The sequence below is a fragment of the Sulfuritortus calidifontis genome, assembly GCF_003967275.1.
Taxonomy (GTDB): Bacteria; Pseudomonadota; Gammaproteobacteria; order Burkholderiales; family Thiobacillaceae; genus Sulfuritortus; species Sulfuritortus calidifontis.
This window is the reverse complement of the sequence record NZ_AP018721.1, coordinates 961,445-985,376: the sequence shown is the minus strand read 5'-3', so window position 1 is coordinate 985,376 and position 23,932 is coordinate 961,445. Positions and strand designations below refer to the sequence as shown.

General features: G+C 65.9%; 22 protein-coding genes. 3 read left to right on the top strand and 19 right to left on the bottom strand.

Features of this window, described 5'->3' with window-relative positions; translation table 11 throughout:
• Positions 1-6: 6 nt before the first annotated feature.
• The 11 genes from hfq to ndk all read right to left on the bottom strand — a co-directional run bounded on the left by hfq (position 7) and on the right by ndk (position 11,896).
• Complete coding sequence (hfq, locus tag EL388_RS05200) at positions 7-237, bottom strand: RNA chaperone Hfq (RefSeq protein WP_126460637.1); 231 nt, start codon at positions 235-237, stop codon at positions 7-9.
• Between the two features lie 87 nt (positions 238-324).
• On the bottom strand, positions 325-2,154 hold the full coding sequence (locus EL388_RS05195) for an EAL domain-containing protein (RefSeq protein ID WP_126460634.1): 1,830 nt from the start codon (positions 2,152-2,154) through the stop codon (positions 325-327).
• Between the two features lie 161 nt (positions 2,155-2,315).
• A complete protein-coding gene (gene der / locus EL388_RS05190; RefSeq protein WP_126460631.1) occupies positions 2,316-3,713 on the bottom strand; it encodes a ribosome biogenesis GTPase Der in 1,398 nt (465 codons plus the stop codon).
• Positions 3,714-3,798: 85 nt separating this feature from the next.
• Entirely contained in the window at positions 3,799-4,986 is a 1,188-nt protein-coding gene (gene bamB / locus EL388_RS05185) for an outer membrane protein assembly factor BamB (protein WP_165919194.1), read from the bottom strand.
• A gap of 7 nt (positions 4,987-4,993) precedes the next feature.
• Positions 4,994-5,623, bottom strand: a complete 630-nt coding sequence (locus tag EL388_RS05180; RefSeq protein ID WP_126460624.1) for a YfgM family protein — start codon at positions 5,621-5,623, stop codon at positions 4,994-4,996.
• Positions 5,624-5,625: 2 nt separating this feature from the next.
• Positions 5,626-6,891: a histidine--tRNA ligase gene (gene hisS / locus EL388_RS05175; RefSeq protein WP_126460621.1), complete on the bottom strand. Its 1,266-nt coding sequence runs from the start codon at positions 6,889-6,891 to the stop codon at positions 5,626-5,628.
• A gap of 25 nt (positions 6,892-6,916) precedes the next feature.
• On the bottom strand, positions 6,917-8,155 hold the full coding sequence (gene ispG / locus EL388_RS05170) for a flavodoxin-dependent (E)-4-hydroxy-3-methylbut-2-enyl-diphosphate synthase (protein WP_126460618.1): 1,239 nt from the start codon (positions 8,153-8,155) through the stop codon (positions 6,917-6,919).
• Positions 8,152-9,318: a helix-turn-helix domain-containing protein gene (locus tag EL388_RS05165; protein WP_126460615.1), complete on the bottom strand. Its 1,167-nt coding sequence runs from the start codon at positions 9,316-9,318 to the stop codon at positions 8,152-8,154. Before EL388_RS05165 ends, ispG begins: the two co-directional genes overlap by 4 nt.
• Positions 9,315-10,097: a type IV pilus biogenesis/stability protein PilW gene (pilW, locus tag EL388_RS05160; protein ID WP_126460612.1), complete on the bottom strand. Its 783-nt coding sequence runs from the start codon at positions 10,095-10,097 to the stop codon at positions 9,315-9,317. Before pilW ends, EL388_RS05165 begins: the two co-directional genes overlap by 4 nt.
• Positions 10,097-11,212 carry a dual-specificity RNA methyltransferase RlmN gene (rlmN, locus tag EL388_RS05155; RefSeq protein ID WP_126460609.1) on the bottom strand — a complete coding sequence of 372 codons (1,116 nt, stop codon included), beginning with the start codon at positions 11,210-11,212 and terminating at the stop codon, positions 10,097-10,099. Before rlmN ends, pilW begins: the two co-directional genes overlap by 1 nt.
• Before the next feature lie 258 nt (positions 11,213-11,470).
• Complete coding sequence (ndk, locus tag EL388_RS05150; protein WP_126460605.1) at positions 11,471-11,896, bottom strand: nucleoside-diphosphate kinase; 426 nt, start codon at positions 11,894-11,896, stop codon at positions 11,471-11,473.
• 107 nt (positions 11,897-12,003) lie between these two features.
• On the opposite strand from ndk, the gene EL388_RS14030 reads away from it, so the two are divergent.
• Positions 12,004-12,612 carry an SPOR domain-containing protein gene (locus EL388_RS14030; RefSeq protein ID WP_197721826.1) on the top strand — a complete coding sequence of 203 codons (609 nt, stop codon included), beginning with the start codon at positions 12,004-12,006 and terminating at the stop codon, positions 12,610-12,612.
• Here the strand turns inward: EL388_RS14030 and tilS are convergent.
• From tilS to EL388_RS05130, 3 genes are all read right to left on the bottom strand, one after another.
• Positions 12,593-13,951 (bottom strand): tRNA lysidine(34) synthetase TilS, encoded by a 1,359-nt coding sequence (gene tilS, locus EL388_RS05140; RefSeq protein ID WP_126460602.1) that lies wholly within the window; start codon positions 13,949-13,951, stop codon positions 12,593-12,595. The two genes, EL388_RS14030 and tilS, sit on opposite strands and share 20 nt — an antisense overlap.
• Positions 13,923-14,888 (bottom strand): acetyl-CoA carboxylase carboxyltransferase subunit alpha, encoded by a 966-nt coding sequence (locus EL388_RS05135; RefSeq protein ID WP_126460599.1) that lies wholly within the window; start codon positions 14,886-14,888, stop codon positions 13,923-13,925. The genes tilS and EL388_RS05135 overlap by 29 nt, the downstream gene beginning before the upstream one ends.
• 63 nt (positions 14,889-14,951) lie before the next feature.
• A complete protein-coding gene (locus EL388_RS05130; protein WP_126460596.1) occupies positions 14,952-15,443 on the bottom strand; it encodes an FKBP-type peptidyl-prolyl cis-trans isomerase in 492 nt (163 codons plus the stop codon).
• Positions 15,444-15,577: 134 nt separating this feature from the next.
• Here EL388_RS05130 and EL388_RS05125 point away from each other — a divergent pair, with 134 nt between their 5' ends.
• Complete coding sequence (locus EL388_RS05125) at positions 15,578-16,723, top strand: cupin domain-containing protein (RefSeq protein WP_126460593.1); 1,146 nt, start codon at positions 15,578-15,580, stop codon at positions 16,721-16,723.
• A 466-nt stretch (positions 16,724-17,189) separates the two neighbouring features.
• On the opposite strand, the gene EL388_RS05115 is transcribed toward EL388_RS05125, so the two are convergent.
• The 5 genes from EL388_RS05115 to typA form a co-directional block, all read right to left on the bottom strand.
• Complete coding sequence (locus tag EL388_RS05115) at positions 17,190-17,969, bottom strand: IS1595 family transposase (RefSeq protein WP_197721825.1); 780 nt, start codon at positions 17,967-17,969, stop codon at positions 17,190-17,192.
• Positions 17,970-18,057: 88 nt separating this feature from the next.
• Positions 18,058-19,215: a pyridoxal phosphate-dependent aminotransferase gene (locus tag EL388_RS05110; protein WP_126460587.1), complete on the bottom strand. Its 1,158-nt coding sequence runs from the start codon at positions 19,213-19,215 to the stop codon at positions 18,058-18,060.
• Complete coding sequence (locus EL388_RS05105; protein ID WP_126460573.1) at positions 19,208-19,594, bottom strand: thioredoxin family protein; 387 nt, start codon at positions 19,592-19,594, stop codon at positions 19,208-19,210. The genes EL388_RS05110 and EL388_RS05105 overlap by 8 nt, the downstream gene beginning before the upstream one ends.
• The gene (locus EL388_RS05100) at positions 19,572-20,360 is read right to left on the bottom strand and encodes a M90 family metallopeptidase (RefSeq protein ID WP_126460570.1); all 789 of its coding nucleotides are present in this window, start codon (positions 20,358-20,360) and stop codon (positions 19,572-19,574) included. Before EL388_RS05100 ends, EL388_RS05105 begins: the two co-directional genes overlap by 23 nt.
• A gap of 3 nt (positions 20,361-20,363) precedes the next feature.
• Positions 20,364-22,193: a translational GTPase TypA gene (gene typA / locus EL388_RS05095; protein ID WP_126460567.1), complete on the bottom strand. Its 1,830-nt coding sequence runs from the start codon at positions 22,191-22,193 to the stop codon at positions 20,364-20,366.
• Positions 22,194-22,302: 109 nt separating this feature from the next.
• On the opposite strand from typA, the gene EL388_RS05090 reads away from it, so the two are divergent.
• Entirely contained in the window at positions 22,303-23,931 is a 1,629-nt protein-coding gene (locus EL388_RS05090; RefSeq protein WP_126460564.1) for an HD family phosphohydrolase, read from the top strand.
• The last annotated feature ends 1 nt before the right edge of the window (position 23,932 follow it).

Genomic DNA, 23,932 nt, shown 5'->3' with positions numbered 1-23,932 from the left:
AGCAGGTCAGGCGGCGCTGTCTTGGTTGAGCACGACCGGGCGGGCAGGCACCACGGTGGAGATGGCGTGCTTGTAAATCATCTGGGTGACCGCGTTCTTCAGCAGCACCACATACTGGTCATAGCTCTCGATCTGGCCCTGCAACTTGATGCCGTTGACCAGATAGATGGACACTTGCACCTCTTCCTTGCGCAGGGCATTCAGGAACGGGTCTTGCAGCAGCATCCCTTTGTTCATTGTCGTTGCCTCGAATAAATCGGTTTTTTAATAAGCATTGAAAATTCTATCCCATTTGCAAAGCGCCGGGATAGCGATATCAATGAACTAGCTCAATTCCGGCCGCCCATAATACCAACCCTGGGCCCAGTCCACCCCCATTTCCCGCAGCAGGCGGGCGGTCTCCTCGTCCTCGACCCATTCTGCCACCGTGGTGATGCCCTGGTCCCGGCAGAAACGGGCCAGACTTTCGATGATCGCGGCGGTCTTCCGCTCCTTGCGCATGTTCGCCACCATCCAGCCCTCGATCTTGAGGAAGCTGATGGGTAAACGGGCCAGGTAGAGGAAAGAGGAATAGCCGCTGCCGAAGTCATCCAGAGCCAGACGGAAGCCGAAGTCGAGCAAGGGCTGGAGGTCGGCTTCCAGGCTGTCGAGGTTGCCCAGAAACTGCCGCTCGGTGATCTCGAACACGATGGGCTTGACCTGGGGCATCTCGACGCCACAGGCCATGCAATAGCTCTGGGCATTCATCAGCGTCTCCATCACCAGGTTCTTGCGGGCGAGAAACTGCGGCGACAGGTTGACGAAGTGGGCGAAATTCGGCCGTTTCTGGCCCTGGGCCAGGAGGTTGGTGCAGCGGGCCATGGCCTGACGGGTGATCTGGCGATCGATCTCCACCATCAAGCCCAAGCCTTCGGCCGTCTCAATAAACTCCCCTGCCGGCAACATGGCACCGTCGGGCATGACCAGCCGCGCCAGGGCTTCGTCGGCCACGACCTCGCCGGTCGCCAGGTCGACGATGGGCTGGCTGGCCAGCTGGATGCGCTCCTCCCGCACCGCATTCTTCACCGCCTGCGCCATCCAAAGGATGCCACCCACCCGGCTGCGCACCTCGACCCGGTCGCGGCCATGAACCTTGGCCTGATACAGACAGCTGTCGGCCTCGGCCAGGGCGACCTGGATGTCCCTATCCTCCCGGCCGGGATAGCCGATACCCACGCTCACGGTCATGACGATGTCGCCGACGCTGGTCTTGATCGGGGTCTCGCGCACCTTCTGCACGATCCGTTCCAGCACATACATCGCCTCTTTGATGTCGGCCTTGCGCAGAAGGATCATGAATTCCTCGCCACCCCAGCGCGCCACCCAGTCTTCGCTGCGACTCTCGCTGTCGAGCAGCTTGGCCATGCCCTGCAAGACCTGATCGCCGACGCCATGGCCATAGCGGTCATTGATCGACTTGAAGTGATCGAGATCGACCAAGGCAATGGCAAAGCCTTCATCGTGCCGCTTGGCCCGGGCAAATTCCTCCGTCAGCCGGCGTTCGGCCGCACGGCGGTTGAGCAGGCCCGTCAGGGGATCGGTCAGGGCCAGGCGTTCGAGCAGCTCCTGTTGCTGGCGTTGATACAGAAAGTTGCCCAGCCAGGCGGCGAGCAACTCCATGAAGGCGATGTCAGCCTCGCCGAAGGGCGCTTTGAACGGCGTCCTGCTGAAAAAGGCCAGCACGCTGTGCACGCCCTCGCCCACCCAGATCGGCAGGCCGGCATAGGCGCGCAGGCCGGCCTGGGTAACGGCCAGACTGTGGCTGAATGCCGGGTGCCGGGTCAGATCCTCGACAAAGACCGGGCCCTTGGCATCGTGCACGTGCTGGCACAGGGTATCGCCGGTCGGGAAGGTCATGCCGGCCTTGATCGCTCCAGCCTTGTCGTACACGTAGTTGACGGTATAGACGTCGGTGAAATTGCCGACCGCCGCCATGTCCATGCCCAGCGCCTCCACGGCCAGGGCCAGCATGGCATCGATCGGGTCGCCGACCGAATCCCGGCTGGTCACCAGCTTCCACAGCAATTTCAGGCGTTCGAGATGGCGGTTCGCCTCGTCCAACGCCGCCTTACAATCGGCGGTGGCGGCTCCCTGCTTGGGCTTTTGTAGCGGCATGAACTCTCTCGGTTAGGCCCCTTCGGGCATCCCATTCTCTGTAAATGGATTAACCGACAGGGCGGCGCATCCCGTCAAGTTCCGGTCACGGGAAATGGGCTTCATTCAGGCAAGGCGTTGCGCAGGCGCTCGGCTACCGTCTCCGCCCCTATTGAGCGGGCTTATTTGCTGAAAATCTTGCGTCGGCGGATGCGCTGACGATGGGCGCGCTTGGCCTCTTTCTCGGTCAAGGGCTTGGGTTTCTTGCCCTCGTAGGGGTTCACGTTGGCCTTGAATTCCACCCTGAGCGGCGTGCCCTGCAACTTGAAGGCCTCGCGGAAGGTGTTTTCCAGATAGCGGCGATAGCTGTCGGCCATGTGTTCCAGGGCGTTGCCGTGGATCACGATGATGGGCGGGTTGCTGCCGCCCTGGTGGGCATAACGCGGCTTGGGCCGGAACAGGCCGGTCTTGGCCGGGGCGTGTTTGGCCACCGCCTCTTGCAGCACCCGGGTCAGCTTGGGCGTGGGCAGCTTGGCCATGGCGGCGGCATAGGCCTCGTTCACCGATTTGAGCAGATCGCCCACGCCGCTGCCGTGCAGGGCGGAAATGAAGTGGAACTTGGCGTAATCGAGAAAGCCCAGCTTCAAGGCGATCTCGCGCTTGACCTGCTCGCGCCGGTAACTGTCCACCGCATCCCATTTGTTCACCGCCACCACCAGGGCGCGGCCGGCCTCCTGGATGAAGCCGGCGATATGGGCATCCTGGTCGGCCACGTCCTGCTGGGCGTCGAGCACCAGCACGGCGACGTTGGCGTCCTCGATCGCCTGCAGGGTCTTGATCACGGAGAACTTCTCGACCGCCTCGGTGACCCGGCCCTTGCGCCGTACCCCGGCGGTGTCGATCAGGGTGTACTTGCGGCCATTACGTTCGAAATCGACGAAGATGGAGTCGCGCGTGGTGCCCGGCTCATCGAAGGCGATCACCCGCTCCTCGCCGACCAGGGTGTTGACCAGGGTGGACTTGCCGACGTTGGGCCGGCCGACGATGGCGATCTTGGGGTGGTCCTCGGCCGCCTCTTCCGGCTCGGCCGGGAACGGCGCCAGGGCCAGTTCGATCAGCTCGCGCACGCCTTCGCCGTGGGCGCCGGAGATGGCCACCGGCTCGCCCAGGCCCAGCTCGTGGAACTCGGCCACCACCGAGTCGCGCGCCATGCCCTCGGCCTTGTTCACCGCCAGGAACAGCGGCCGGCCGGTGCGGCGCAGGCGTTCGGCGATGATCTTGTCCTGTGGCGCCAGGCCGGTGCGGCCGTCGACCAGAAAGATAATGACGTCGCCCTCATCCACCGCCTGCAGGGTCTGCTTGGCCATCTCGGCCAGGATGCCGGTGTCGGCCACCGGTTCGAAACCGCCGGTATCGACCACCAGGAAGGGCTTGTCGCCGACCCGGCCATGGCCGTAGTGACGGTCGCGGGTCAAGCCCGGCAGATCGTGCACCAGCGCGGCCCGGCTTTTGGTCAGCCGATTGAACAGGGTGGACTTGCCGACATTGGGGCGGCCGACCAGGACGAGGGTGGGTTTCATGCGTCAGGCATCAGGGATCAGGGATCAGGCATCAGGCATCAGGCATCAGGCATCAGGCATCAGGGATCAGGGGGGAAGCTTCGCTTCACGGATTCCTGATCCCCGATTCCTGGATTCTGAAGGCGTACACGCCGCCGTTGGCGGTCTGCACGATGAAGCCGCGGTCGAGCGCCAGCATGGGGCCGCGGATGGCGCCACCGTCGGTGCCGATCCGGGCGGCGAAGGCGCCATCCTCGCGGTTGAGCAGGTGGACATAGCCCTGGTAGTCGCCGACCGCGACCCAGCGGTCCAGGACCAAGGGGGTCGAGGTGCGGCGGTCGCGCAGCTTGTCCTGTTTCCACAGGTTGACCCCACGCTCGCGGTCATAGGCATAGACGGCGGCGTGGTCGTCGGTCACATAGAGCTGGCGGGCATCCATGTCGACGCCGCTCAGGCTGGACAGCTCGCGGCCCCAGACCGGCTGACCCTCGCGCGCGTCGAAGCAGGCGACCCGGCCCTGGTAGGCGGCGGCGCAGACCATGCGTTCGTCGGCCGCCAGGTTGCCGGTGATATCGGCGATACGCTCCAGTTCGGTGGCGCCGCGCGGCAGGGCGACGCTCACTTCCCACAAGGGCGCGCCGTTGGCCAAGGACAGGGCGGAGAGCTTGCCGCCGGCATGGCCGGCGTAGATCGCCCGCCGGTCCATGACCAGGCTGCCCGCCTCGCGCAGGGTCAGCGCCGGCAGGCTGCGGCTTTGCGCCCAGCGCAGCTTGCCGTCGGCCGATTCGAGCAGATAGATGCTGCCGTTGTTGGAGCGGATGACGGCCACGCCATAACCGACCACGGGGGCACTCAGGATCTCGCCGGCCAGGGTGGCGCTCCAGGCCGGCTTCAGGTCGCCGCTGCGGAAGGCCAGCACCTCGCCCTTGAGGGTGCCGACCAGGACCAGGCCGTCGCCCACGCCGACGCCGGCGGAGATCGGCCGGCCGATGTCGGCCCGGGCCAACTCGCGGCCGGAGGCGATATCGATCTTGACCAGGCGGCCGTCCTTGCCCGCGGCATAGACCGCCTGACCGTCGCTGCCCGGGACGAAGCTGAAGGGCGCCCCGCTACCGACGCTGACGTCCCAGGCACGGCTGAGGCTGACGGTCTGCTTGAACTCGACCAGTTCCGCCGGCTTGACCTTGGCCACGCCGCCGCCGAACCAGCCGCCGACCCAGCCACCCATCTTGTCCATGGTGCCGCAGCCGCTCAGCAGGCTGGCGGTCAGTGCGGCGATCACGATCGGATTCATGCGCATCTCAACCCCCCAGGCCTTCGAGTTTGATCTCGGCCAGCTGCTTCAACTGGCTTTTCTCGTTCAGCTTCTCGACCGCGAGCTTGTAGGCCGCCTTGGCCTCGGTCGACTTGCCCTGGGCCGCCAGGACATCGCCCTTGAGCAGGGCATAGAGGCCGGCGAAAGCGGCCTCCGGCTCGTGGCTGAGCTGAGCCAGGGCCCCTTCGTAGTCCTTCTCGTCGAGCAGGATGGCGGCCAGGCGCAGGCGCGCGAGCTGCTCCAGCGGCTTGTCCCGGGCGTGGTCCAGGGCGAACTGGAATTGCGCCCTGGCGCTCTTCAGATCACCGGCCTCGTAGTTGAGGCGACCCACGAGCCAGGCCGCCGGCGCGCTGTAGGCGCTGCGCGGATAGTGTTCCATGATCTGGCCGGTGATCTCCTTGATCGCCTTGGCGTCGTTCAGGGCCACCGCCTGCATGGCTTGTTCGAACAGGCGCGAGGCCTCGCCGGCCTGCTTGGCGGTCCAATACTGCCAGCCGCGCACGCCGCCGACCACGATCAGGAAGGCCGCCACCGCGGCGATCACCCATTTGCCGTTCTGCCGCCACCAGGCCTTGAATTCGTCCAGTTGCTCCTGCTCTTCGAGATCGAGTGCCATGCTCAGCCCTTCTTCAGTAATTGCGTGACATTATCCAGCTTGACCCGCTGCTGCTCACCCCCGGCCCGCAGCGGCTTGACGCTGACCTCGCCGGCCTGGGCCTCGTCGTCGCCGATGATAAGGGCGAATCGGGCACCACTGGCGTCGGCCTTCTTCATCTGCGACTTGAAGCTGCCGCCGCCGCCGTGCAGGGCCACCTTGAGCCCGGCGTCGCGCAGCCGTTCGGCCGCCTGCAGGGCAAAGCGGGCGGCGGCCTCGCCGACGTTGACCACATAGGCATCGAGCGGATCGCTTGCAATCGGCGTGCCCGCCTCCTGCATCAGGGCCAGCAGGCGCTCGACGCCCATGGCAAAACCGCAGGCCGGGGTCGGCTTGCCACCCAGCTGGGCGACGAGGCCGTCGTAGCGGCCGCCGGCGCAGACCGTGCCCTGGGCGCCGAGCCGGTCGGTGACCCATTCGTACACCGTGTAGTTGTAGTAGTCGAGGCCGCGCACCAGACGCGGATTGACCTTGAAGGCGATGCCGGCGTCCGTCAGGCCCTGCTGCACCGCGTCGAAATGCCGGCGCGCCTCGGCGTCCAGCTCGTCCATCAGCCGGGGGGCGGCACTCACCAGGTCCTGCATGGCCGGATTCTTGGTATCGAGGATGCGCAGCGGGTTGGTGTAGAGCCGACGCTGGGCGTCCTCGTCGAGCTGGGCGCGATGCGCCTCGAAGTATTCGATCAGTTTCTGCCGGTGGCGGGCACGCGACTCCGCGCCGCCCAGGCTGTTGATCTCCAGGGTGACGCACCCGGCCAGCCCCAGCTGCTTCCAGAGTCGTGCGCCCATCAACAGGTGCTCGATGTCGAGGTCGGGGCCGGCATAGCCCAAAGCCTCGATGCCGACCTGATGGAACTGGCGGTAGCGCCCCTTCTGCGGCCGCTCGTGGCGGAACATCGGGCCCATGTACCAAAGCCGCTTGCCGCCGTCGAACAGGAGGTTGTTCTCGATCGCGGCGCGCACGCAGGAGGCGGTGCCTTCCGGGCGCAGGGTCAGGCTCTCGCCGTTGAGCTCGTCGACGAAGGTGTACATCTCCTTCTCGACGATGTCGGTCACCTCGCCGATGGCCCGCTTGAACAGGGCGGTGTGTTCCAAAATGGGGGTGCGCAGTTCCTGATAGCCGTAGGCGGCGAGCCAATCGCGCACGATCGCCTCGAACTGGCGCCAAAGCGCCCCCTCGGCCGGGAGCATGTCGTTCATGCCGCGCACGGCACGCAAGCTGTCACTCATGATCGGTAAATGGTTTCCAAAGACCTCAGGCGTTCCGGCCCGGGCCGTATTTGCGTTGCACGTAATCGTCGACGATGGCCTGGAACTCCTCGGCGATGCGGTCGCCCTTGAGGGTGACGAACTTCTCGCCGTCGACATAGACCGGGGCCACCGGCACCTCGTTGGTGCCCGGCAGGGAGATGCCGACATTGGCGTGGCGGCTCTCACCGGGGCCGTTGACCACGCAGCCCATCACCGCCACGTTCATGGTCTCCACGCCCGGATACTGCTCGCGCCAGATCGGCATCTGGCCGCGCAGCCAGACCTGGATCTTCTGCGCCAGTTCCTGGAAATAGGTGCTGGTGGTGCGCCCACAGCCCGGGCAGGCGGTGACCAGCGGCGTGAAGGAACGGATGCCCATGGTCTGCAGGATCTCCTGCGCCACCTGCACCTCCAGCGTGCGCGGCTCGCCCGGCTGGGGCGTGAGCGAGACCCGGATGGTGTCGCCGATGCCTTCTTGCAGCAGCACCGATAGCGCCGCAGTGGAGGCGACGATGCCCTTGCTGCCCAGACCGGCCTCGGTCAGACCCAGGTGCAGCGGGTAATCGCAGCGGGCGGCCAGATCGCGATAAACCCGGATCAGGTCCTGCACGCCGGAGAGCTTGCAGGACAGGATGATCCTGTCGCCCGGCAGGCCCAGCTCCTCGGCCCGCGCCGCCGATTCCAGGGCCGAGGCGATCAGGGCGTGGCGCATCACCTCTTCCGGCTCCAGCGGTTTGGGCCGTAAGTGGTTGTCGTCCATCATCCGCGCCAGCAATTCCTGATCCAGACTGCCCCAGTTGACCCCGATGCGAACCGGCTTGTCGTACTTGCAGGCGAACTCGATCAGGGTGGCGAACTGCTCGTCGCGCTTGGCACCGCGGCCGACATTGCCCGGATTGATGCGCAGCTTGGCCAGGGCCTGGGCGCACTCGGGCACGGCGGTGAGCAGCTTGTGGCCATTGAAGTGGAAGTCGCCGATCAGCGGCACCGGGCAACCCTGGGCATCCAGGCGCTCTCGAATCTGCGGCACCGCGCGCGCCGCCTCCTCGGTGTTCACCGTCATCCGTACGATTTCCGAGCCGGCGCGCCAGAGCTCGGCGACCTGGCGCACGGTGGCCTCGACATCGGCGGTGTCGGTGTTGGTCATCGACTGCACCACCACCGGCGCGCCGCCGCCGACGGCGACACCACCGACGGTCACGCGCCGGCTCGGGCGCCGGATGAAGGGAGATACAGGGGTCATTGCGCCTGGCCGTCGGCCGGCTTGGACGCCGGCGGACTCAACTTGCTGGCGCCCTCGTCGCCCAGTTTCAGCCGGGCCACCTTCTCGCCGATGAAGGGCTTGAGATCGACCAGTTTGCCGTTGTGGCTGAGCTTGGTGGTCGCCGCGTTGCCGACCACCAGACGGAACGGCGGCGTGCCTTCCACGGTTTCGGTACTACCGGCGCGCAGCAGCTTGGAGAAGCGCTGGCCCTTGGCATCCACCACTTGTACCCAGGAGTCCTCGACCGGTTGGAAGACCAAGGTACGACTCGCCGACGCTTTGGCGAGCGGGGCGTTAGCTGCCGGGGCTGCGGGCTTGGCCGGCTCTATGGCCGCCGGCTTGCTGGCCGGCGCAGTTGCCGGCGCCGGGATGACAGTGGTCGACGGCTTGGTCGCGACGGCCGCGACTGGGGCTTTCGCCGGGACCGGTACCGAGGGCTTGGCTGCTTCGGGCGCCGGCTTAATCGACACACCAGGCAGGGGCGGCAAGACCGGCTTGGCGGCATCGATGACCGAGGGCTTGCTCGCCGGCGGCAGGCTGGTGGCCGTCGGGGCCGGGGAGGCCACGGCACCGGGCGCCGGGGCGGCAGCCGCCGGAGCAGCGGCGGGCTGCGTCTCGCCGGCTTCGGTCGCCGCTTCCGGGCTGGCCGCGGCGGGTTCGGCCTGGGCCTGATCCAGCACGACTGGTTGCGGCGCCACGATCTGGCTGTCCTGCGGCGCCGCGACCATATCGTGCGCAGCCGTTTCCACTTCGGCCTGCTCGCCGCTGCTCAACCAGGCATAGAGCAGGGCCACCAGGGCGAAGAACAGGATGGCACTGCCCACCGGCAAAAACAGCCAGCGCTGGATCGGCGAGGGCTGGAAACGCAGATTGGTCGAGGGCACGGTCAACTGGTCGGAGACGACCACGTCCTGGCTCGGCAGCAAGGCATCGGGATCGAGGTCGAGCAGCTTGGCGTAGTTGCGGATGAAGCCGCGGACGAAGACCTCGCCCGGCAGCTGCTCATAGGCATCGGCCTCCAGGGCCTCGATCTGGCGCACGCCCAGCCGCAGCTTGGCCGCCACCTCGGCGGTCGCCATGCCCTTGGCCTCGCGCGCCGCCGCCAATCGCGGACCGACCCCTTGCAGAACCTCATTGTTCATCGAACTGTCCCCTCATAGTCTCCACTCATGAGTCGTTTGGTCTGGACTGCTTCAGGAAACTTGCGGCGCAGCTGGGCGCCATAGCTGGCCTCGGCCGCCCGGTCGCCGAGCTTGCGCTCGATGCGCACGCCGAGCCAGAGGCCGGCGGCATCGAGGTCGTGCTGCTCGGCCAGCTTGAGCAGCGCATTGCGGGCGCCGAGATAATGGCCGCGCTGGAAATGGAGTTCCGCCATGGCCTGCAAGGCGACCGGATGGTTGGGCGCACGGGCCAGGGCGCGCTGCAGGTAGTCCTCCGCCCGGGTCAGATCGCCCATGGCCACGCTGCAGGCGCCGGCATTGGCCAAGGCCTTGTCCGGCGAGGCATAGAGCGGATTCTTCAACGCCGCATCGAACTGCGCCAGGCCTTCGGCATGGCGGCCGCGCTGGCAGAGGAAATAGCCGAAGTTGTTCCGGACATCGGAATAGTTCGGCATCAGGTCGATCGCCCGCCGGAAATTGGCCTCGGCCTCGGGATATTCGCGCAGCTCGACATGGACCAGGCCCAGCATGTTGTAGGCCGGGGCGTAGCGCGGGCTGTCTTCCAGCGCGATGCGCAGCTCGCTCAAGGCCACGGCATGCTGGCCGCGGGTGTAGTAGTGCGCCGCCAGTTCGGTGTGCACCTGGGCCCGCTGATTGGCCTCGTTGTGGCTCAGCTCGGCGGCCGTGCTCGACGAAGGGGACGGGGTCTGGGCGCAGGCCGTCAGCAGGCCTAGCGACAGGATCGCCGCGAGTCTCAGCATCAAGCCGCCTCCTGGTCGATGGCGCCGGTCGACGACGCATCCATGCGCTTCATGGTGCGCCGAGTCTTGTCTTCCACCTTGCCGGCGAGCTGGCCGCAGGCGGCATCGATGTCATCACCGCGGGTCTTGCGCGTGGTGGTGATGATGCCGGCGGCGGCCAGGATGCCGGCGAAGCGGCGCACCGCCTCGGCCGGCGACCGGCGATAGCCGGAATTGGGAAAGGGATTGAACGGGATCAGGTTGAATTTGCAGGGCACGTCGCGCACGAGTTCGATCAACTGCCGGGCGTGTTCCGGCTGGTCGTTGATGCCTTCGAGCATGACGTACTCCATGGTGATGAAGTCGCGCGGCGCCACCTCGAGGTAACGCCGGCAGGCGGCCATCAGCTCCCTGAGCGGATACTTGCGGTTGATCGGCACCAGTTGGTCGCGCAGGGCGTCGTTCGGCGCGTGCAGGCTGACCGCCAGCGCCACCGGCATGCGCTCGCCCAGCCGGTCCATGGCCGGCACGATGCCCGAGGTGGACACCGTCACCCGCCGGCGCGACAGGCCGTAGGCGTGGTCGTCGAGCATGATCGAGATGGCGGTCACCGTGTTGTCGAAATTGAGCAGGGGCTCGCCCATGCCCATGAGCACCACGTTGGAGATGAGGCGCTCGCCCTTGGGGTCGCGGCCCAAGGCCTTGTTCGCCCACCAGAGCTGGCCGATGATCTCGGCCACCGTGAGGTTGCGATTGAAGCCCTGACGCCCGGTCGAGCAGAAGCTGCACTCCAGGGCGCAGCCGACCTGGGTCGACACACACAAAGTACCCCGGCCAGCTTCCGGGATGAACACGGTTTCGACCCGGTTGCCGGGACCGACTTCCAAGAGAAACTTGCGGGTGCCGTCCTCCGAGACCTGCGCGTCGAGCAGCCGTGGCGGCCGGATCTCGGCCAGCTCGGTCAGCTTGGCGCGCAGTCCCTTGGCCAGATCGGTCATCTGCTCGAAGTTCTCGGCGCCATACTGGTGCAGCCAGCGCAGCACCTGCTTGGCGCGAAACGGCTTCTCACCGATGCTTTCGAAGTAGTCGGTGAGGCCCTTGAGGTCGAAGTCGAGCAGATTAGGGCGTGTTGGCATTCATTTTCGCGCATGCGACTCGGGCGATTTGGGATGCCGCCCGCGAAGCAAGTCGCGCCATTGTGTCATCACAATTAGCGGCTTGCGACAAAGGGAGGCGCCCAAATCGCCCCCGTCCCGTAGGGTTGCGGCGAGAAAGCGCGTCTGCGGCGTTGCAAAGCTTGCGAATGGAATCACCATTCGCCGCGCTTCGCGCCTCGCATCCATCGCTTTCTCGCCGCAACGCATGTGCGAAATGAGTGCCAACACGCCCTGGGGTCAACGGGAGTAAATCTCGCTCGCCGGGAAGAAGTAGGCGATCTCGACCGCGGCGGTCTCCGGCGCATCCGAACCATGCACGGCGTTGGCGTCGATGCTCTCGGCGAAGTCGGCGCGGATGGTGCCCGGCGCGGCCTTCTTGGGATCGGTGGCGCCCATCAGCTCGCGGTTCTTGGCGATCGCGCCCTCGCCTTCCAACACCTGGATCATGACCGGGCCGGAGATCATGAACTCGACCAGGTCGTTGAAGAACGGACGGCCCTTGTGCACGGCGTAGAAGCCTTCGGCTTCCTGGCGCGACAGGTGCTTCATCTTGGCGGCGACAATCTTGAGGCCGTTGCTCTCGAAACGGCTGTAGATCTTGCCGATCACGTTCTTGCCGACCGCATCGGGTTTGATGATGGAAAGGGTGCGTTCGATAGCCACTTTTTGCTTCTCCAGAAGGGATTGAGTTTGCTTGAAAAAACCCGCGCAAGGTAGCACGAAACACCTTTAAAATAAAGGCAAAAGCCCATCCGGAGGAGACCAGAACCATGGCGGAAGAAACAATCCAGGAAGAAGGCGGCGACATCCGACGACGCGCGTTGTTTCGACTGGCCGTCGCCGCCGCCGTCACTTCCGCGGCACTGGCCGGGCTGTGGTGGCTCGATCACAGCGGCAAGCAGGAAAAAGCCAAGCCGACACCGCCACCCAAACCCATCGTCAGCGCGCCGCCGCCAGCCCCCGCCCTGGCGCCGGAGCAAGCGGCCGGCACCGAAGCGACCCCCGCCCCCGCGGAGCCCCCGCCGCCGCCGGTGATCGGCAAGCTGCCCGAACCGGCCCCGGCGGCGCCGAGCGTCGCCAAACCGGCCCAGCCCCCCTCGCCGGCGCCGAGCAAGCCGCTGCCCAGCACCGCCGTGGCCAGCGCCATCGTGCCTGCCGCGAAGGGCGGCTTCGTCGTGCAACTGGGCGTCTTCAGCAACCCGGACAATGCCCGGGAACTGGTCGAAAAACTGCGCCAGCAGGGCATCCGTGCCGAGATGGAGACCCGCGTCCACGTCGGCCCCTTCCTCAACCGGGCCGAGGCGGAAAAGGCCCAAGCCGAACTGCGCAAGCTGGGCCTCACGCCGGTGGTGACAACGGTCAACGGCGCCAGAAAATAAGCCAGCCAGGCTCATCTGGCCCAGCCTGAAAGGCGCAATCGACACCGACATCGGCCAGCCAGACCAGTTGCCCGCCGCAATAGAGGGCGGGCAACTGCCGACGCTGCCAAGGTGGCACCGCGAGCTCCTGCAGCAGGTTTTTCACGCTGCGGCGCGGCCGATTGCAGTCGGGCCGGATCTGCCCCGCTCCCGGATACAGGCGCACCGTCACCGGCGCGATCAGCCGGGCCTGGCTGACGCCCTCGCCCCAGGCCGCAGCGAATTCCAATTGCCCCAGGCCCGCCAGCGGCAACACGGCCTCGCCCTGCCAAGACCATTCACCCGTCTCGATCGCTGGCGCGGCCTCAAACACATGGATGCGGTCGCGATAACGGGCCAGGCTGCGCCCTGACAGCTTGAGCCGAAGTTCGGCATCGGGCCGGGCCGTGAGCAGCTGGGCCAGGGCCTCGTCCAGCCAGTCGGCCGGCGGCGCAGGCCAGCCTTGCGCAATCAGGTAATGGCGCAGCAGATTGCGCGCCCGGGCCGGCGACAACGCGGCCAGGGCCGACACCCGCAGGTCGCCATCGACCATGGCGCGCCCGGCATCCTCGCGCGCCAGTTCATCCAGCAACTGATCGCAGTCGGCGAAATGCCGGGCCGCTCGGGCCAGGGTGTCGCGATAGGCCGGGAAGCGGCGCTCGATGGCGGGCAGGACATGATGGCGCAGGTAGTTGCGGCTGTAGCCGGGATCGAGATTGCTCTCGTCTTCGACCCAGACGAGGCCATGCAGCTCGGCATAAGCAGCCAGCTCCGCCCGGTCCAACCCCAGCAGCGGCCGCAACAGGCGCAGCGGGCCGCCATCGAAAGGCCGCTCCGGCGGCATCGCCGCCAGGCCCTTCACGCCTGCCCCGCGCAACAACTGGTGCAGCACGGTCTCGGCCTGGTCGTCGCGATGCTGGGCCAGGACAATGGCGTCGCATGCCTGCTCGGCGAAGACGGCATAGCGCGCCGCCCGCGCCGCCGCCTCGAGCCCGCGCCGATCCCTGCGGTCGATACGCACCCGACTGATGACCAAAGGGATCTGCCAAGCGGCACACAGCCGCCGGCAGGACTCGGCCCAGGCATCGGCATGCGGGCTCAAGCCGTGATGCACGTGCACAGCGGAAAGCGCCAAGCCGGCTTGCTCGCGCAGACCGTGCAGCAGATGCAAAAGAACGACGGAGTCGAGGCCGCCCGAGAGGCCGACGCACAGGCGCCGGCCGGCGGCATGATGGCTTTGCAGAAACTCGAGAACCCGGCCGGGCAGGCCGGCCGTGGCGGCAGAAACCGGACTAGGCCTTGGCTTCTTTGAACTTGCCATAGCTCATGAGCCGGGCATAGCGCTCGTTGAGCAGGGTGTTGAGCGGACGTTCCCTGACCTCGCGCAGGGCGTCTTCCAGGGCCTCGCGCAGGCTTTCGTACATGGCCTCGGGGTCGCGATGGGCGCCGCCCAGGGGCTCATTGACGATGCCGTCGACCAAGCCCAGGGCCTTGAGCCTGGGTGCGGTGATGTTCAGCGCTTCGGCCGCCACCGAGGCCTTGTCCGCGCTCTTCCACAGGATGGAGGCGCAGCCCTCGGGCGAGATCACCGAATAGGTCGAGTTCTGCAGCATCAGCACCCGGTCGCCGACGCCGATGGCCAGGGCGCCGCCGGAGCCGCCCTCGCCGATCACGGTGCAGATGATGGGCGTGCGCAGCTCGGCCATGACGTAGAGGTTGCGGGCGATCGCCTCGCTCTGGCCGCGCTCCTCGGCGCCGATGCCGGGGTAGGCGCCGGGGGTGTCGATAAAGGTGAGGATGGGCAGTTTGAACTTCTCCGCCAGGCGCATCAGGCGCATGGCCTTGCGGTAGCCCTCGGGCCGCGGCATGCCGAAGTTGCGGTACTGGCGCTCCTTGGTGTCGCGCCCCTTCTGGTGGCCGATCACCACCACCGGCTCGCCCTCGAAGCGGGCGATACCGCAGACGATGGCGGGGTCGTCGGCGAAGGCGCGGTCGCCATGCAGTTCTTCGAAATCGCCGAACAGGTTCTGGATGTAGTCCAGAGTGTAGGGCCGCTGGGGATGGCGGGCCACCTGGGAGACCTGCCAGGCATTGAGCTTGCCGTAGATCTGTTTGGTCAGCGTCGAGCTCTTCTTCTTCAGTCGGGCGATCTCCTCGGAGATGTCGACCGACTCGTCGCCTTGCATGGCGCCGAGCTCTTCGATCTTGGCCTCGAGTTCCGCGATTGGTTGCTCGAAGTCGAGAAAGGTCACTTTCATGCCGATATCAGTCTGTAGAAAAGGCGGATTCTACCGGAAACGCGTTCAATCCCAGTAAATGCGTCAGTGGTCGTGATGGTGACCGCCCGCGCCATGGACATGGCCGTGGGCGATCTCCTCGGCCGAAGCGGCGCGGACGTCGACCACCTGGCATTGCAGGCGCAGGGACTGGCCGGCCAGGGGATGGTTGCCGTCGACCACCACCTTGCCCTCGGCGATGTCAGTCACGGTGTAGAGCAGGTGATGATGGCCGTCCTCGCTGCTGCCCTCGAACTGCATGCCGACCTCGACGTTGGCAGGGAACAGGCTCTGGTCCTCGACCCGGACCAGATTCTCGTCGTAGTCGCCGAAGGCATCCTCCGGCTGCATCAGAAGGTCGATCTGGGCGCCCGGCTCCTTGCCCTCCAGCGCCGCCTCGACCGCCGGGAAGATGCCGTCATAGCCGCCATGCAGATAGGCGGCCGGCTCGGCGGCACTGGCCTCCTCCAGCAGTTCCCCCTGGGAATCGGTCATACGGTAGCTGATGCTGACGACGGTGTTTTTTTCGATGCGCAAGGCAGGGCTCCTAGATTCGATTGGCGGCGTGCAGGGCACGGACGGCAGGCCGCTATTGTCCGCTATCCCGAGCGAAAGGTCATCTGGCGGCGTATCATGCCGCCAACACAGGCAGCAAATCCCCGAACCGCACCATGCAGACCAACACCCCCTCTTATTCGCTCAAAACCCTGCTGGGCGGCATCAGTCCGCGCCAGTTCATGGCGGAATACTGGCAGAAGAAGCCCTTGCTGGTGCGCCAGGCCCTGCCCGGCTTCCAGGGCCTGCTGGGCAAGAACGGCCTGATCGAACTGGCCTGCCGCGAGGATGCCGAAAGCCGCCTGGTGCTCAACCAGCGCAAGCGCTGGCAGCTGGAACATGGTCCATTCGAGGCGGCAGACCTGCATGAACTGCCGGCGCGCGGCTGGAGCCTGCTGGTCCAGGGCGTCAACCACTTCCTGCCCGAGGCCGACCGCCTGCTCCGAACCTTCAATTTCGTGCCCTACACCCGGCTGGACGACCTGATGGTGAGCTTCGCCCCGCCCGGCGGCGGGGTCGGCCCGCACTTCGATTCCTATGACGTCTTCCTGATCCAGGGCCTGGGCCGAAGGCGCTGGGAGATCAGCGGCGGCGACGATCTCAGCCTGGTCGAGGGCGCCCCCCTGCGCATCCTCAAGCATTTCGAGCCGGAGCAGTCCTGGGAACTGGAGCCGGGCGACATGCTCTACCTGCCGCCGAAATACGCCCACAACGGCGTCGCCCTGAGCGACTGCATGACCTATTCGGTCGGTTTTCGCGCCCCTTCGGCCCAGGAGATCGCCGGCCAGTTCCTCGGCTACTTGCAGGATCAGTTGCAACTCGAAGGCATGTATGCCGACCCGAACCTGCAACCTAGCCGCCATCCCGGTCGAATCGATGCCGACCTGATCGAACGCCTGGCCACCATGATCGGGCGTATCCGCTGGCGCCGGGCCGACATCCGCGACTTCGCCGGGCGTTACCTGAGCGAGCCCAAACCCCATATCTTTTTCGACCCGCCGGCCAAGCCCTTGTCCGCCAGAGCCTTCGCCAAAGCGATCGAGGACCGCGGCGCCCGGCTCGACGCCAAGAGCCTGCTGCTCTACCAAGGCCGCCGCCTCTACCTCAACGGCGAATCCTATACCGTCGAAAGCGCCGGCCAGGCGGCCTTGCGCGAGCTGGCCGACCGCCGTGCCCTGGGCCCGGGCCGGCGCGATGCGGCCCTGATCGCCTGCCTGTACGATTGGTACTGCGCCGGCTTCGTCCATCCCGGCATCGAGTGAACAGCCGGAATCCCAAGCCTCGCCGGGCTGTCGCACGGGAACCACATTCCCTCGCCAACCCAAAAAAAACTTCTGCAACCCCTTTTTTTCCTGATGGCTTTTGCTAGAATTTTCGCGTCAGTCGGCCATCGGCCGGTTGCATCAAGTGAATGTTGATCAACTTTCAAGTTAAGGGAACACTAAATGAAATACTCCGTCCTGCTCGCCGCCCTGCTGGCTCTTGGTCTGACCGCCTGTGGCAAGAAAGAAGAAGCTGCCGCTCCGGCTCCCGAGGCTGCTGCTCCCGCCGCCGCTCCGGCTCCCGAGGCCGCTGCTCCCGCCGCCGCTCCGGCTGACGCTGCCGCTCCGGCTGCCGCTCCTGCCGACGCTGCTGCTCCTGCTGCTGCCCCGGCCGCTCCCGCCAAGTAATCCTGGCGTAGCGACGAAAAAAGCCGGCCTCGTGCCGGCTTTTTTCATTTGGTAATTCCTAACGAATCTGGACCAATTTTGGGCTGATATCCTGGATGCTGGTGGTCTTGAGAAGCTTGACCAGCAAGGGTTTCAGGTCATCAGTCCGGTGGTTGAAACGGTAACAAACTTCCCCAAGGTAAAGATGGAAGTATTTGCGAGGCACTCCCCGGTAAGGATACAACCAGTTCTTGGCATAGCTCCAGAAGCCCTCGATGCCGTTGATATGGTCCCGCCCCACCGGCTTGCCTTTCTCCTTGCGGATCACCACGTGCTCACCCCGCAGCTTCAGTGTCGCGTAAGCTTGCCACTCGTCGGTGTAGTACAACGCGCCCTCCCGGGTATGGGCCTGGATGTGGCGCATCACCTCTGCCCGGCTGTGAGCCGCGATCGGCATCGCCTTGACTTGGCCGTTGCGCTTGACGATGCCAAACACGATCACTTTGCCGGCCGCACCCCAGCCCCGTTTGCCGTGCCGAGCCCCGCCAAACGTGGTCTCGTCGCATTCGACCGCCCCGGCAAAGGGTTCTCGGAACTCCTCCGCCCACGCCATGCAAGCACGCACCAGCCGGTAAAAGCGTTCGATCGCCGGCGCACTGGCCAAGGCGCCGAAGCGCTGCCGGTAAACCGGCACGCCCCAAACGAAGCGACGCAGCAGTTCGTGCTTGGTGGCGTCGCTCAGCCGGCTGGCCGACCACACGCTGCGCCAGCGAAAGCGATGGCCGCAGCGTTTGCATTTGTGGCGGCCATCAGCCAACTGATACAGTCGACTGTAGCCACAACCAGGGCATTTCTTCATGACCAAATCCTTCCAGATTTGGTCCAGTTTGGTTAGGTATTACCTTTCATTTCCGCCCCAGTTTCATCCGTACTGACGCTCTTCCCTCTCAGCGCAGCCAGGCCTCCATCCGCGCAATGGCCTCGCGCAAGCGCGGCAAATCCACCGTATAGGCGAAGCGCACATAACCGCGCCCGCTCAACCCGCCAAAGTCCGTGCCCGGCGTGATCGCCACCCCTGCCTCGAGCAACAGGCGTTCGGCAAACCGCTCGCTGTCGCCATCGAAGCGGCTGCAGTCGGCGTAGATATAGAACGCCCCGGCCGGCTTAGCCGCCACCTCGAAACCCAGTCGCCGCAGTGCCGGCAAGAGATAATCCCGCCGCGCCCGCAACTCCATCTTGCGCGCCTCGAGCAGCGGCCGGGTCGCCGGCGCCAGGGCGGCCAGGGCGGCATGCTGGGCCACAGTCGGCGCGGCCAGGAACAGGTTCTGCGCCAGCTTGTCGATCGCCGGCACCAGCGCCGGCGGCAGCACCAGCCAGCCCAGGCGCCAGCCGGTCATCAGAAAATATTTCGAGAAACTGTTGATGACGATGACATCGTCGCCCAGGCCGACGGCTGTCGGCTCGGGCCGATCGTAGATGAGTTCGTGATAGATCTCGTCGACCAGCAGCCAGCCGCCCTTCTCCCTTACCACGGCATGAATCGCGCGCAACGTGTCGGCCTCGATCACGCTGCCGGTCGGATTGCCCGGGTTGGCCAGCAGCACGCCGCGCGTGCGCGGCCCCCACTGGCTGGCGACCAGTTCGGCCGTGAGCTGGTAGCCGGTATCCGGCCCGACGGCGATGGTTCTGGCCCTGGCCTCGACCACGCGGGCGAAATGGCGATTGCAGGGATAACCGGGGTCGGCCAGCAGGATTTCATCCGCGGGATCGAACAGCGCGGCCATCGCCAGCAGCAGGCCGCCGGAGGCGCCCGGGGTGACGGCAATGCGCTCCGCCGCCAGATCGATGCCGTAGCGCCCGCCGTAATAGCGGGCGATGGCCTGGCGCAGTTCGGGCAGACCCAGGGCCGGGGTGTAGTGGGTCTGGCCGGCCTTGAGCGCCGCGATGCCGGCCTCGACGATGGGCGCGGGTGTGGCGAAATCGGGCTCACCGACTTCCAGGTGAATGATGTCGCGGCCCTCGGCCTCCAGGGCGCGGGCCCGGGCCAGGATGGCCATGACCCGGAACGGCTCGATGGCATCGAGCCGTTTGGCGCAATCAGGCATCGAGATGCTGGTCGATGAATTCACGCACGAAGTGCTCCGGCTTCGCCCCATGGAAACGGTCGACCATCTCGCCGTTCTTGTACAAGAGCACCGTGGGGAAGCCGCGCGCGCCGTGACGGCCGGCGATCTTCATGTTGTCGCCCTCGTCCACCTCGACCTTGGCGAGCCGCACCTTGCCGGCGTATTCCGGGATCACCTTGCCCAGCACCGGCGACAGGAAATGGCACGGGCCGCACCAGTCGGCCCAAAGATCGACCAGCACCAGGTGCTGCTTCGAGGCCTCGACCACGTCGCGTTCGAAGTGCTCCAGGTCGGTATCGAAGATGAGGCGGCCGGCGACGGCCTTGTCGTGGGCTTTATCGTGATGCTGCAAGGTCATGAGGCTGTCCTTTCAAACGCGCCAAGGGGTCTTGGCGATAAAAGCGTTGCATCTCCTGGTATACCGCCGGATAGGCCGCCTGCAGCGGCTCCGGCCACTCGAAGAAATACTCGCTCAACACGGCGAAGAACTCGGCCGGGCTCTCCGAGGCATAGGGGTCGAGCTCGGTCGACTCTCCCGCATCCACTCGCCTGCAGAAGTCGTCGTAGGCCGGGCTGAAGGCCGCCGCCCAGGCCTCGACCGCCAGCGTCGAGGCCAAGCGAGGCAGGCCGTCGACCGCGCCATTCATCATGTCCAGCTTGTGGGCGAACTCGTGGATCACCACGTTATAGCCCTCGCAGTGACCGGACTCTTCGACATCGCCCCAGGACAGCACCAGCGGCCCGCCTTGCCAGGCCTCGCCGCTCAGCGGCCGGCGCACCCGGTGGACCACGCCGGCCTCGTCGACCTCGTCCCGCTCGGGCACGAACTCGCCGGGATAAATGACGATCTCCTGCCAGCCCGCGTACCAGCCCTCGCCCAGCTTGAGGATGGGCAGCGCGGCCTGGGCCGCGATGATCGCGACCATACGGCCGTCGACCTGCAGGCCGGCGGCGCCGGAGAAGGTCTTGTCGGCCACCAAGCGCTGGGCCAGGGCCAGCAGTCGTTCTCGTTCCTCAGCCGTAAGCCCGACAAACAGGGGCAGGCTCAGGGCCTGCCGCCAGTCTGCCTCGCTCACCGCCAACGGCTCCGCCTTGCCCAAGAGCCAGGCCCAGAGCCGCCGCATGATTTAGCCTTCGCGCGAAGCCCGCTTGCGCTCGTGTTCCAGCAGGTAGCGCTTGCGGATGCGGATCGACTTGGGCGTGATCTCGACCAGCTCGTCGTCGTCGATGAATTCGACGGCGGATTCCAGGGTCAGCTTGATCGGCGGGGTCAGGCGCACGGCCTCGTCGGTGCCCGAGGCGCGCACATTGGTCAGCTTCTTGCCCTTGATCGGGTTGACCACCAGGTCGTTCTCGCGGCTGTGGATGCCGATGATCATGCCCTCGTACAGCTTGTCGCCGGGGGAGACGAACATGCGGCCGCGGTCTTCCAGGTTCCACAGGGCATAGGCCACCGCCTCGCCGTTTTCCTGGGAGATCAGCACGCCGTTGTGGCGGCCGGGCAGGTCGGCCTTGACCGGGCCGTAGTCGTCGAACACGTGGCTCATGAGGCCGGTGCCCCGGGTCATGGTCATGAAGTCGGACTGAAAGCCGATCAGGCCGCGCGCCGGGATGTGGTATTCCAGGCGGGTGCGGCCGTTGGGATCGGATTCCATGTTGGTAAGTTCGCCCCGGCGCCGGCCGATCTCTTCCATCACCGCGCCCTGGTGCTCGTTCTCCACGTCGATGGTGAGGTTCTCGTACGGCTCGCACTTGACGCCGTCGATTTCCTTGTACACCACGCGCGGCTTGCCCACCGCCAGCTCGAAGCCCTCGCGCCGCATGTTCTCCAGGAGGATGGTCAGGTGCAGCTCGCCCCGGCCGGAGACGCGAAAGACGTCGGCGTCGGCGGTGTCCTCGACGCGCAAGGCCACGTTGGTCAGAAGCTCCTTGTGCAGGCGGTCGCGGATCTGGCGGCTGGTGACGAACTTGCCCTCGGTGCCGGCGAGCGGCGAGGTGTTGACCATGAAGTCCATGGTCAGGGTCGGCTCGTCCACCGACAGCATGGGCAGGCCGACCGGGTTGTCCTTGTCGCAGATGGTGACGCCGATGCCGATGTCCTCCAGGCCGGAGATGATGATGATGTCGCCGGCCTCGGCCGCGTCCACCGGGATGCGTTCCAGGCCCTTGAAGCCGAGCACCTGGTTGATCTTGCCGGTCGCCACCTGCTCCTCGTGGTTCATCACCGCCACCTGCTGGCCGGGCTTGATCCGGCCGTTGAGCACGCGGCCGATGCCGAGACGGCCGGTGTAGGTCGAGTAGTCCAGCGCGGCGATCTGCAGCTGCAACGGCGCGTTGGGGTCGCCGGGCGGGCTCGGCACGTGGCTGAGTATGGTGTCGAACAGGGCCTTCATGTCCTTGGCCGAGCCGCCGTGCGAGGGGGCATCCTTGAGGTCGTGGCAGGCCCAGCCGTTCAAACCCGAGGCGTAGATGATGGGGAAGTCGAGCTGCTCGTCGGTGGCGCCCAGCTTGTCGAACAGGTCGAAGGTCGCATCCACCACCCAGTCCGGGCGGGCGCCCGGGCGATCGACCTTGTTGATCACGACGATGGGCTTGAGGCCCAGGGCCAGGGCCTTCTTGGTCACGAACCGGGTCTGTGGCATCGGCCCCTCGACCGCATCGACCAGCAGCACCACGCCGTCGACCATGCCCAGCACCCGCTCCACCTCGCCGCCGAAGTCGGCGTGGCCCGGGGTGTCGACGATGTTGATCCGGGTACCCTCATAGTCGATGGCCGTGTTCTTGGCCAGGATGGTGATGCCCCGTTCCTTTTCCAGCTCGTTCGAATCCATCACCCGCTCGGACACCTGCTGGTGCGCGGCGAAGGTGCCCGACTGCTGCAGAAGCTTGTCGACGAGGGTGGTCTTGCCATGGTCGACGTGGGCGATGATGGCGATGTTGCGAAGTGCGCGGGACATGGTGAAAATGGCCAATCAGAAAAAGGGTCGAATTCTACCATGCCGGTCCCTCCAGCCGACGTTCCGGCCACAAGACGCTGCTAGCATAGAGAAAAATGGGAGCTTCGCCATGGATAACGCCCTACCCAGCCTGATCCGCCGCCTGGAGCAGCTCAATCAGATCGGCATCGCCCTGTCCGGCGAGCGCGATATCCAGACCCTGCTGGAAAAGATCCTGGTCGCGGCCAAGGAAATCACCGGCAGCGACGCCGGCACGCTCTACTCGGTGGTGGAGGGCAGGGAGCTGCAATTCAGTATCCTGCGCAACGACAAGCTCAAGCTGGCCCAGGGTGGCACCACGGGCGCCCCGATCCGGCTGCCCAACATCCCGCTCTATCAGGCCGATGGCCGGCCCAATCACCGTATGGTGGCGGCCCACGCCGCGGTGACCGGGCAGACGGTGAACATCCAGGACGCCTACACCGAAAGCGGCTTCGATTTCACCGGCACGCGCGAATTCGACGCCCGCACCGGCTATCGCTCGCAGTCCTTCCTGACCGTGCCCATGCGCAACCACGAAGGCGACATCATCGGCGTGCTGCAGCTGATCAATGCCCTGGAACCGGCCACCGGCGCCATCCGCGCCTTCGACGCGGAAGATCAGCACCTGGTCGAATCGCTTGCCTCCCAGGCCGCCGTGGCGCTGACCAACCGCAAGCTGATCGAGCAACTGGAAGACCTGTTCGAGTCCTTCATCGACCTGATCAACGAGGCGATCGACGAGAAGTCGCCCTACACCGGCGGCCACTGCCGGCGCATCCCGGAGCTGGCCATGATGATCGCCGACGCCCTGGACCGGCAAACCAGCGGCCCGCTGGCCAGCTTCAAGCTGAGCGAGCAGGATCGCTACGAGCTGAAGATCGCCGCCATGCTGCACGACTGCGGCAAAATCACTACGCCGGTGCACGTGGTGGACAAGGCGACCAAGCTGGAGACCCTGTTCGACCGCATCCACCTGGTCGACACGCGCTTCGAGATCCTGCGTCGGGATGCCGAGATCGCCCTGCTCAAGGCGCGGCTCGAGGCCCTGGAAAACGGCAACCACCAAAGCCTGGAGACCGCCCAGCGCCTTTATGACGACACCCTCAGGCAGCTGGAGGCCGATCGCCAGTTCCTGCACAAGGCCAACATCGGCGGCGAGTTCATGGATGCCGACGATCAGGCCGAGGTGGACCGCATCGCGGTCTATACCTGGCAGGACCATTACGGCAAGTCGATGCCGCTGTTGAACGGGGACGAGGCGGCCAATCTGAAGATCGCCAAGGGCACGCTGAATGATGCCGAGCGGGCCATCATCAACAACCACATCGTGGTGACGATCAAGATGCTCGAGGCCCTGCCCTGGCCCAAGCACTTGAAGAACGTGCCGGAATACGCCGGCGGCCACCACGAGCGGATGGACGGCAAGGGCTATCCCAGGGGCTTGCGGGGTGACCAGATGTCGGTGCAGGCGCGGCTCCTGGCGGTGGCCGACATCTTCGAGGCGCTCACCGCGGCCGACCGTCCCTACAAACGGGGCAAGACCGTGTCCGAGGCGCTCGCCATCATGGGCCGGATGATGCTGGACCGGCACATCGACCCGGCCATCTTCGACAGCTTCGTGCGTGACAAGGTCTACCTGCGCTATGCCGAGGAATTCCTCGACCCGGCCCAGATCGACGCGGTCGACGAGAGCAGAATCCCCGGCTACACGCCCTGAG

What these genes read in the sequence shown, in the direction of transcription:
- EL388_RS05110 (WP_126460587.1), bottom strand. Translation starts at nt 19,215, where the DNA reads ATGCCTGATTGCGCCAAACGGCTCGATGCCATCGAGCCGTTCCGGGTC.
- hfq (WP_126460637.1), bottom strand. Translation starts at nt 237, where the DNA reads ATGAACAAAGGGATGCTGCTGCAAGACCCGTTCCTGAATGCCCTGCGC.
- der (WP_126460631.1), bottom strand. Translation starts at nt 3,713, where the DNA reads ATGAAACCCACCCTCGTCCTGGTCGGCCGCCCCAATGTCGGCAAGTCC.
- tilS (WP_126460602.1), bottom strand. Translation starts at nt 13,951, where the DNA reads ATGGCAAGTTCAAAGAAGCCAAGGCCTAGTCCGGTTTCTGCCGCCACG.
- EL388_RS14030 (WP_197721826.1), top strand. Translation starts at nt 12,004, where the DNA reads ATGGCGGAAGAAACAATCCAGGAAGAAGGCGGCGACATCCGACGACGC.
- EL388_RS05180 (WP_126460624.1), bottom strand. Translation starts at nt 5,623, where the DNA reads ATGGCACTCGATCTCGAAGAGCAGGAGCAACTGGACGAATTCAAGGCC.
- bamB (WP_165919194.1), bottom strand. Translation starts at nt 4,986, where the DNA reads ATGAATCCGATCGTGATCGCCGCACTGACCGCCAGCCTGCTGAGCGGC.
- rlmN (WP_126460609.1), bottom strand. Translation starts at nt 11,212, where the DNA reads ATGCCAACACGCCCTAATCTGCTCGACTTCGACCTCAAGGGCCTCACC.
- ispG (WP_126460618.1), bottom strand. Translation starts at nt 8,155, where the DNA reads ATGACCCCTGTATCTCCCTTCATCCGGCGCCCGAGCCGGCGCGTGACC.
- EL388_RS05135 (WP_126460599.1), bottom strand. Translation starts at nt 14,888, where the DNA reads ATGAAAGTGACCTTTCTCGACTTCGAGCAACCAATCGCGGAACTCGAG.
- EL388_RS05090 (WP_126460564.1), top strand. Translation starts at nt 22,303, where the DNA reads ATGGATAACGCCCTACCCAGCCTGATCCGCCGCCTGGAGCAGCTCAAT.
- EL388_RS05115 (WP_197721825.1), bottom strand. Translation starts at nt 17,969, where the DNA reads ATGAAGAAATGCCCTGGTTGTGGCTACAGTCGACTGTATCAGTTGGCT.
- EL388_RS05100 (WP_126460570.1), bottom strand. Translation starts at nt 20,360, where the DNA reads ATGCGGCGGCTCTGGGCCTGGCTCTTGGGCAAGGCGGAGCCGTTGGCG.
- EL388_RS05125 (WP_126460593.1), top strand. Translation starts at nt 15,578, where the DNA reads ATGCAGACCAACACCCCCTCTTATTCGCTCAAAACCCTGCTGGGCGGC.
- hisS (WP_126460621.1), bottom strand. Translation starts at nt 6,891, where the DNA reads ATGAGTGACAGCTTGCGTGCCGTGCGCGGCATGAACGACATGCTCCCG.
- pilW (WP_126460612.1), bottom strand. Translation starts at nt 10,097, where the DNA reads ATGCTGAGACTCGCGGCGATCCTGTCGCTAGGCCTGCTGACGGCCTGC.
- EL388_RS05105 (WP_126460573.1), bottom strand. Translation starts at nt 19,594, where the DNA reads ATGACCTTGCAGCATCACGATAAAGCCCACGACAAGGCCGTCGCCGGC.
- typA (WP_126460567.1), bottom strand. Translation starts at nt 22,193, where the DNA reads ATGTCCCGCGCACTTCGCAACATCGCCATCATCGCCCACGTCGACCAT.
- EL388_RS05195 (WP_126460634.1), bottom strand. Translation starts at nt 2,154, where the DNA reads ATGCCGCTACAAAAGCCCAAGCAGGGAGCCGCCACCGCCGATTGTAAG.
- EL388_RS05165 (WP_126460615.1), bottom strand. Translation starts at nt 9,318, where the DNA reads ATGAACAATGAGGTTCTGCAAGGGGTCGGTCCGCGATTGGCGGCGGCG.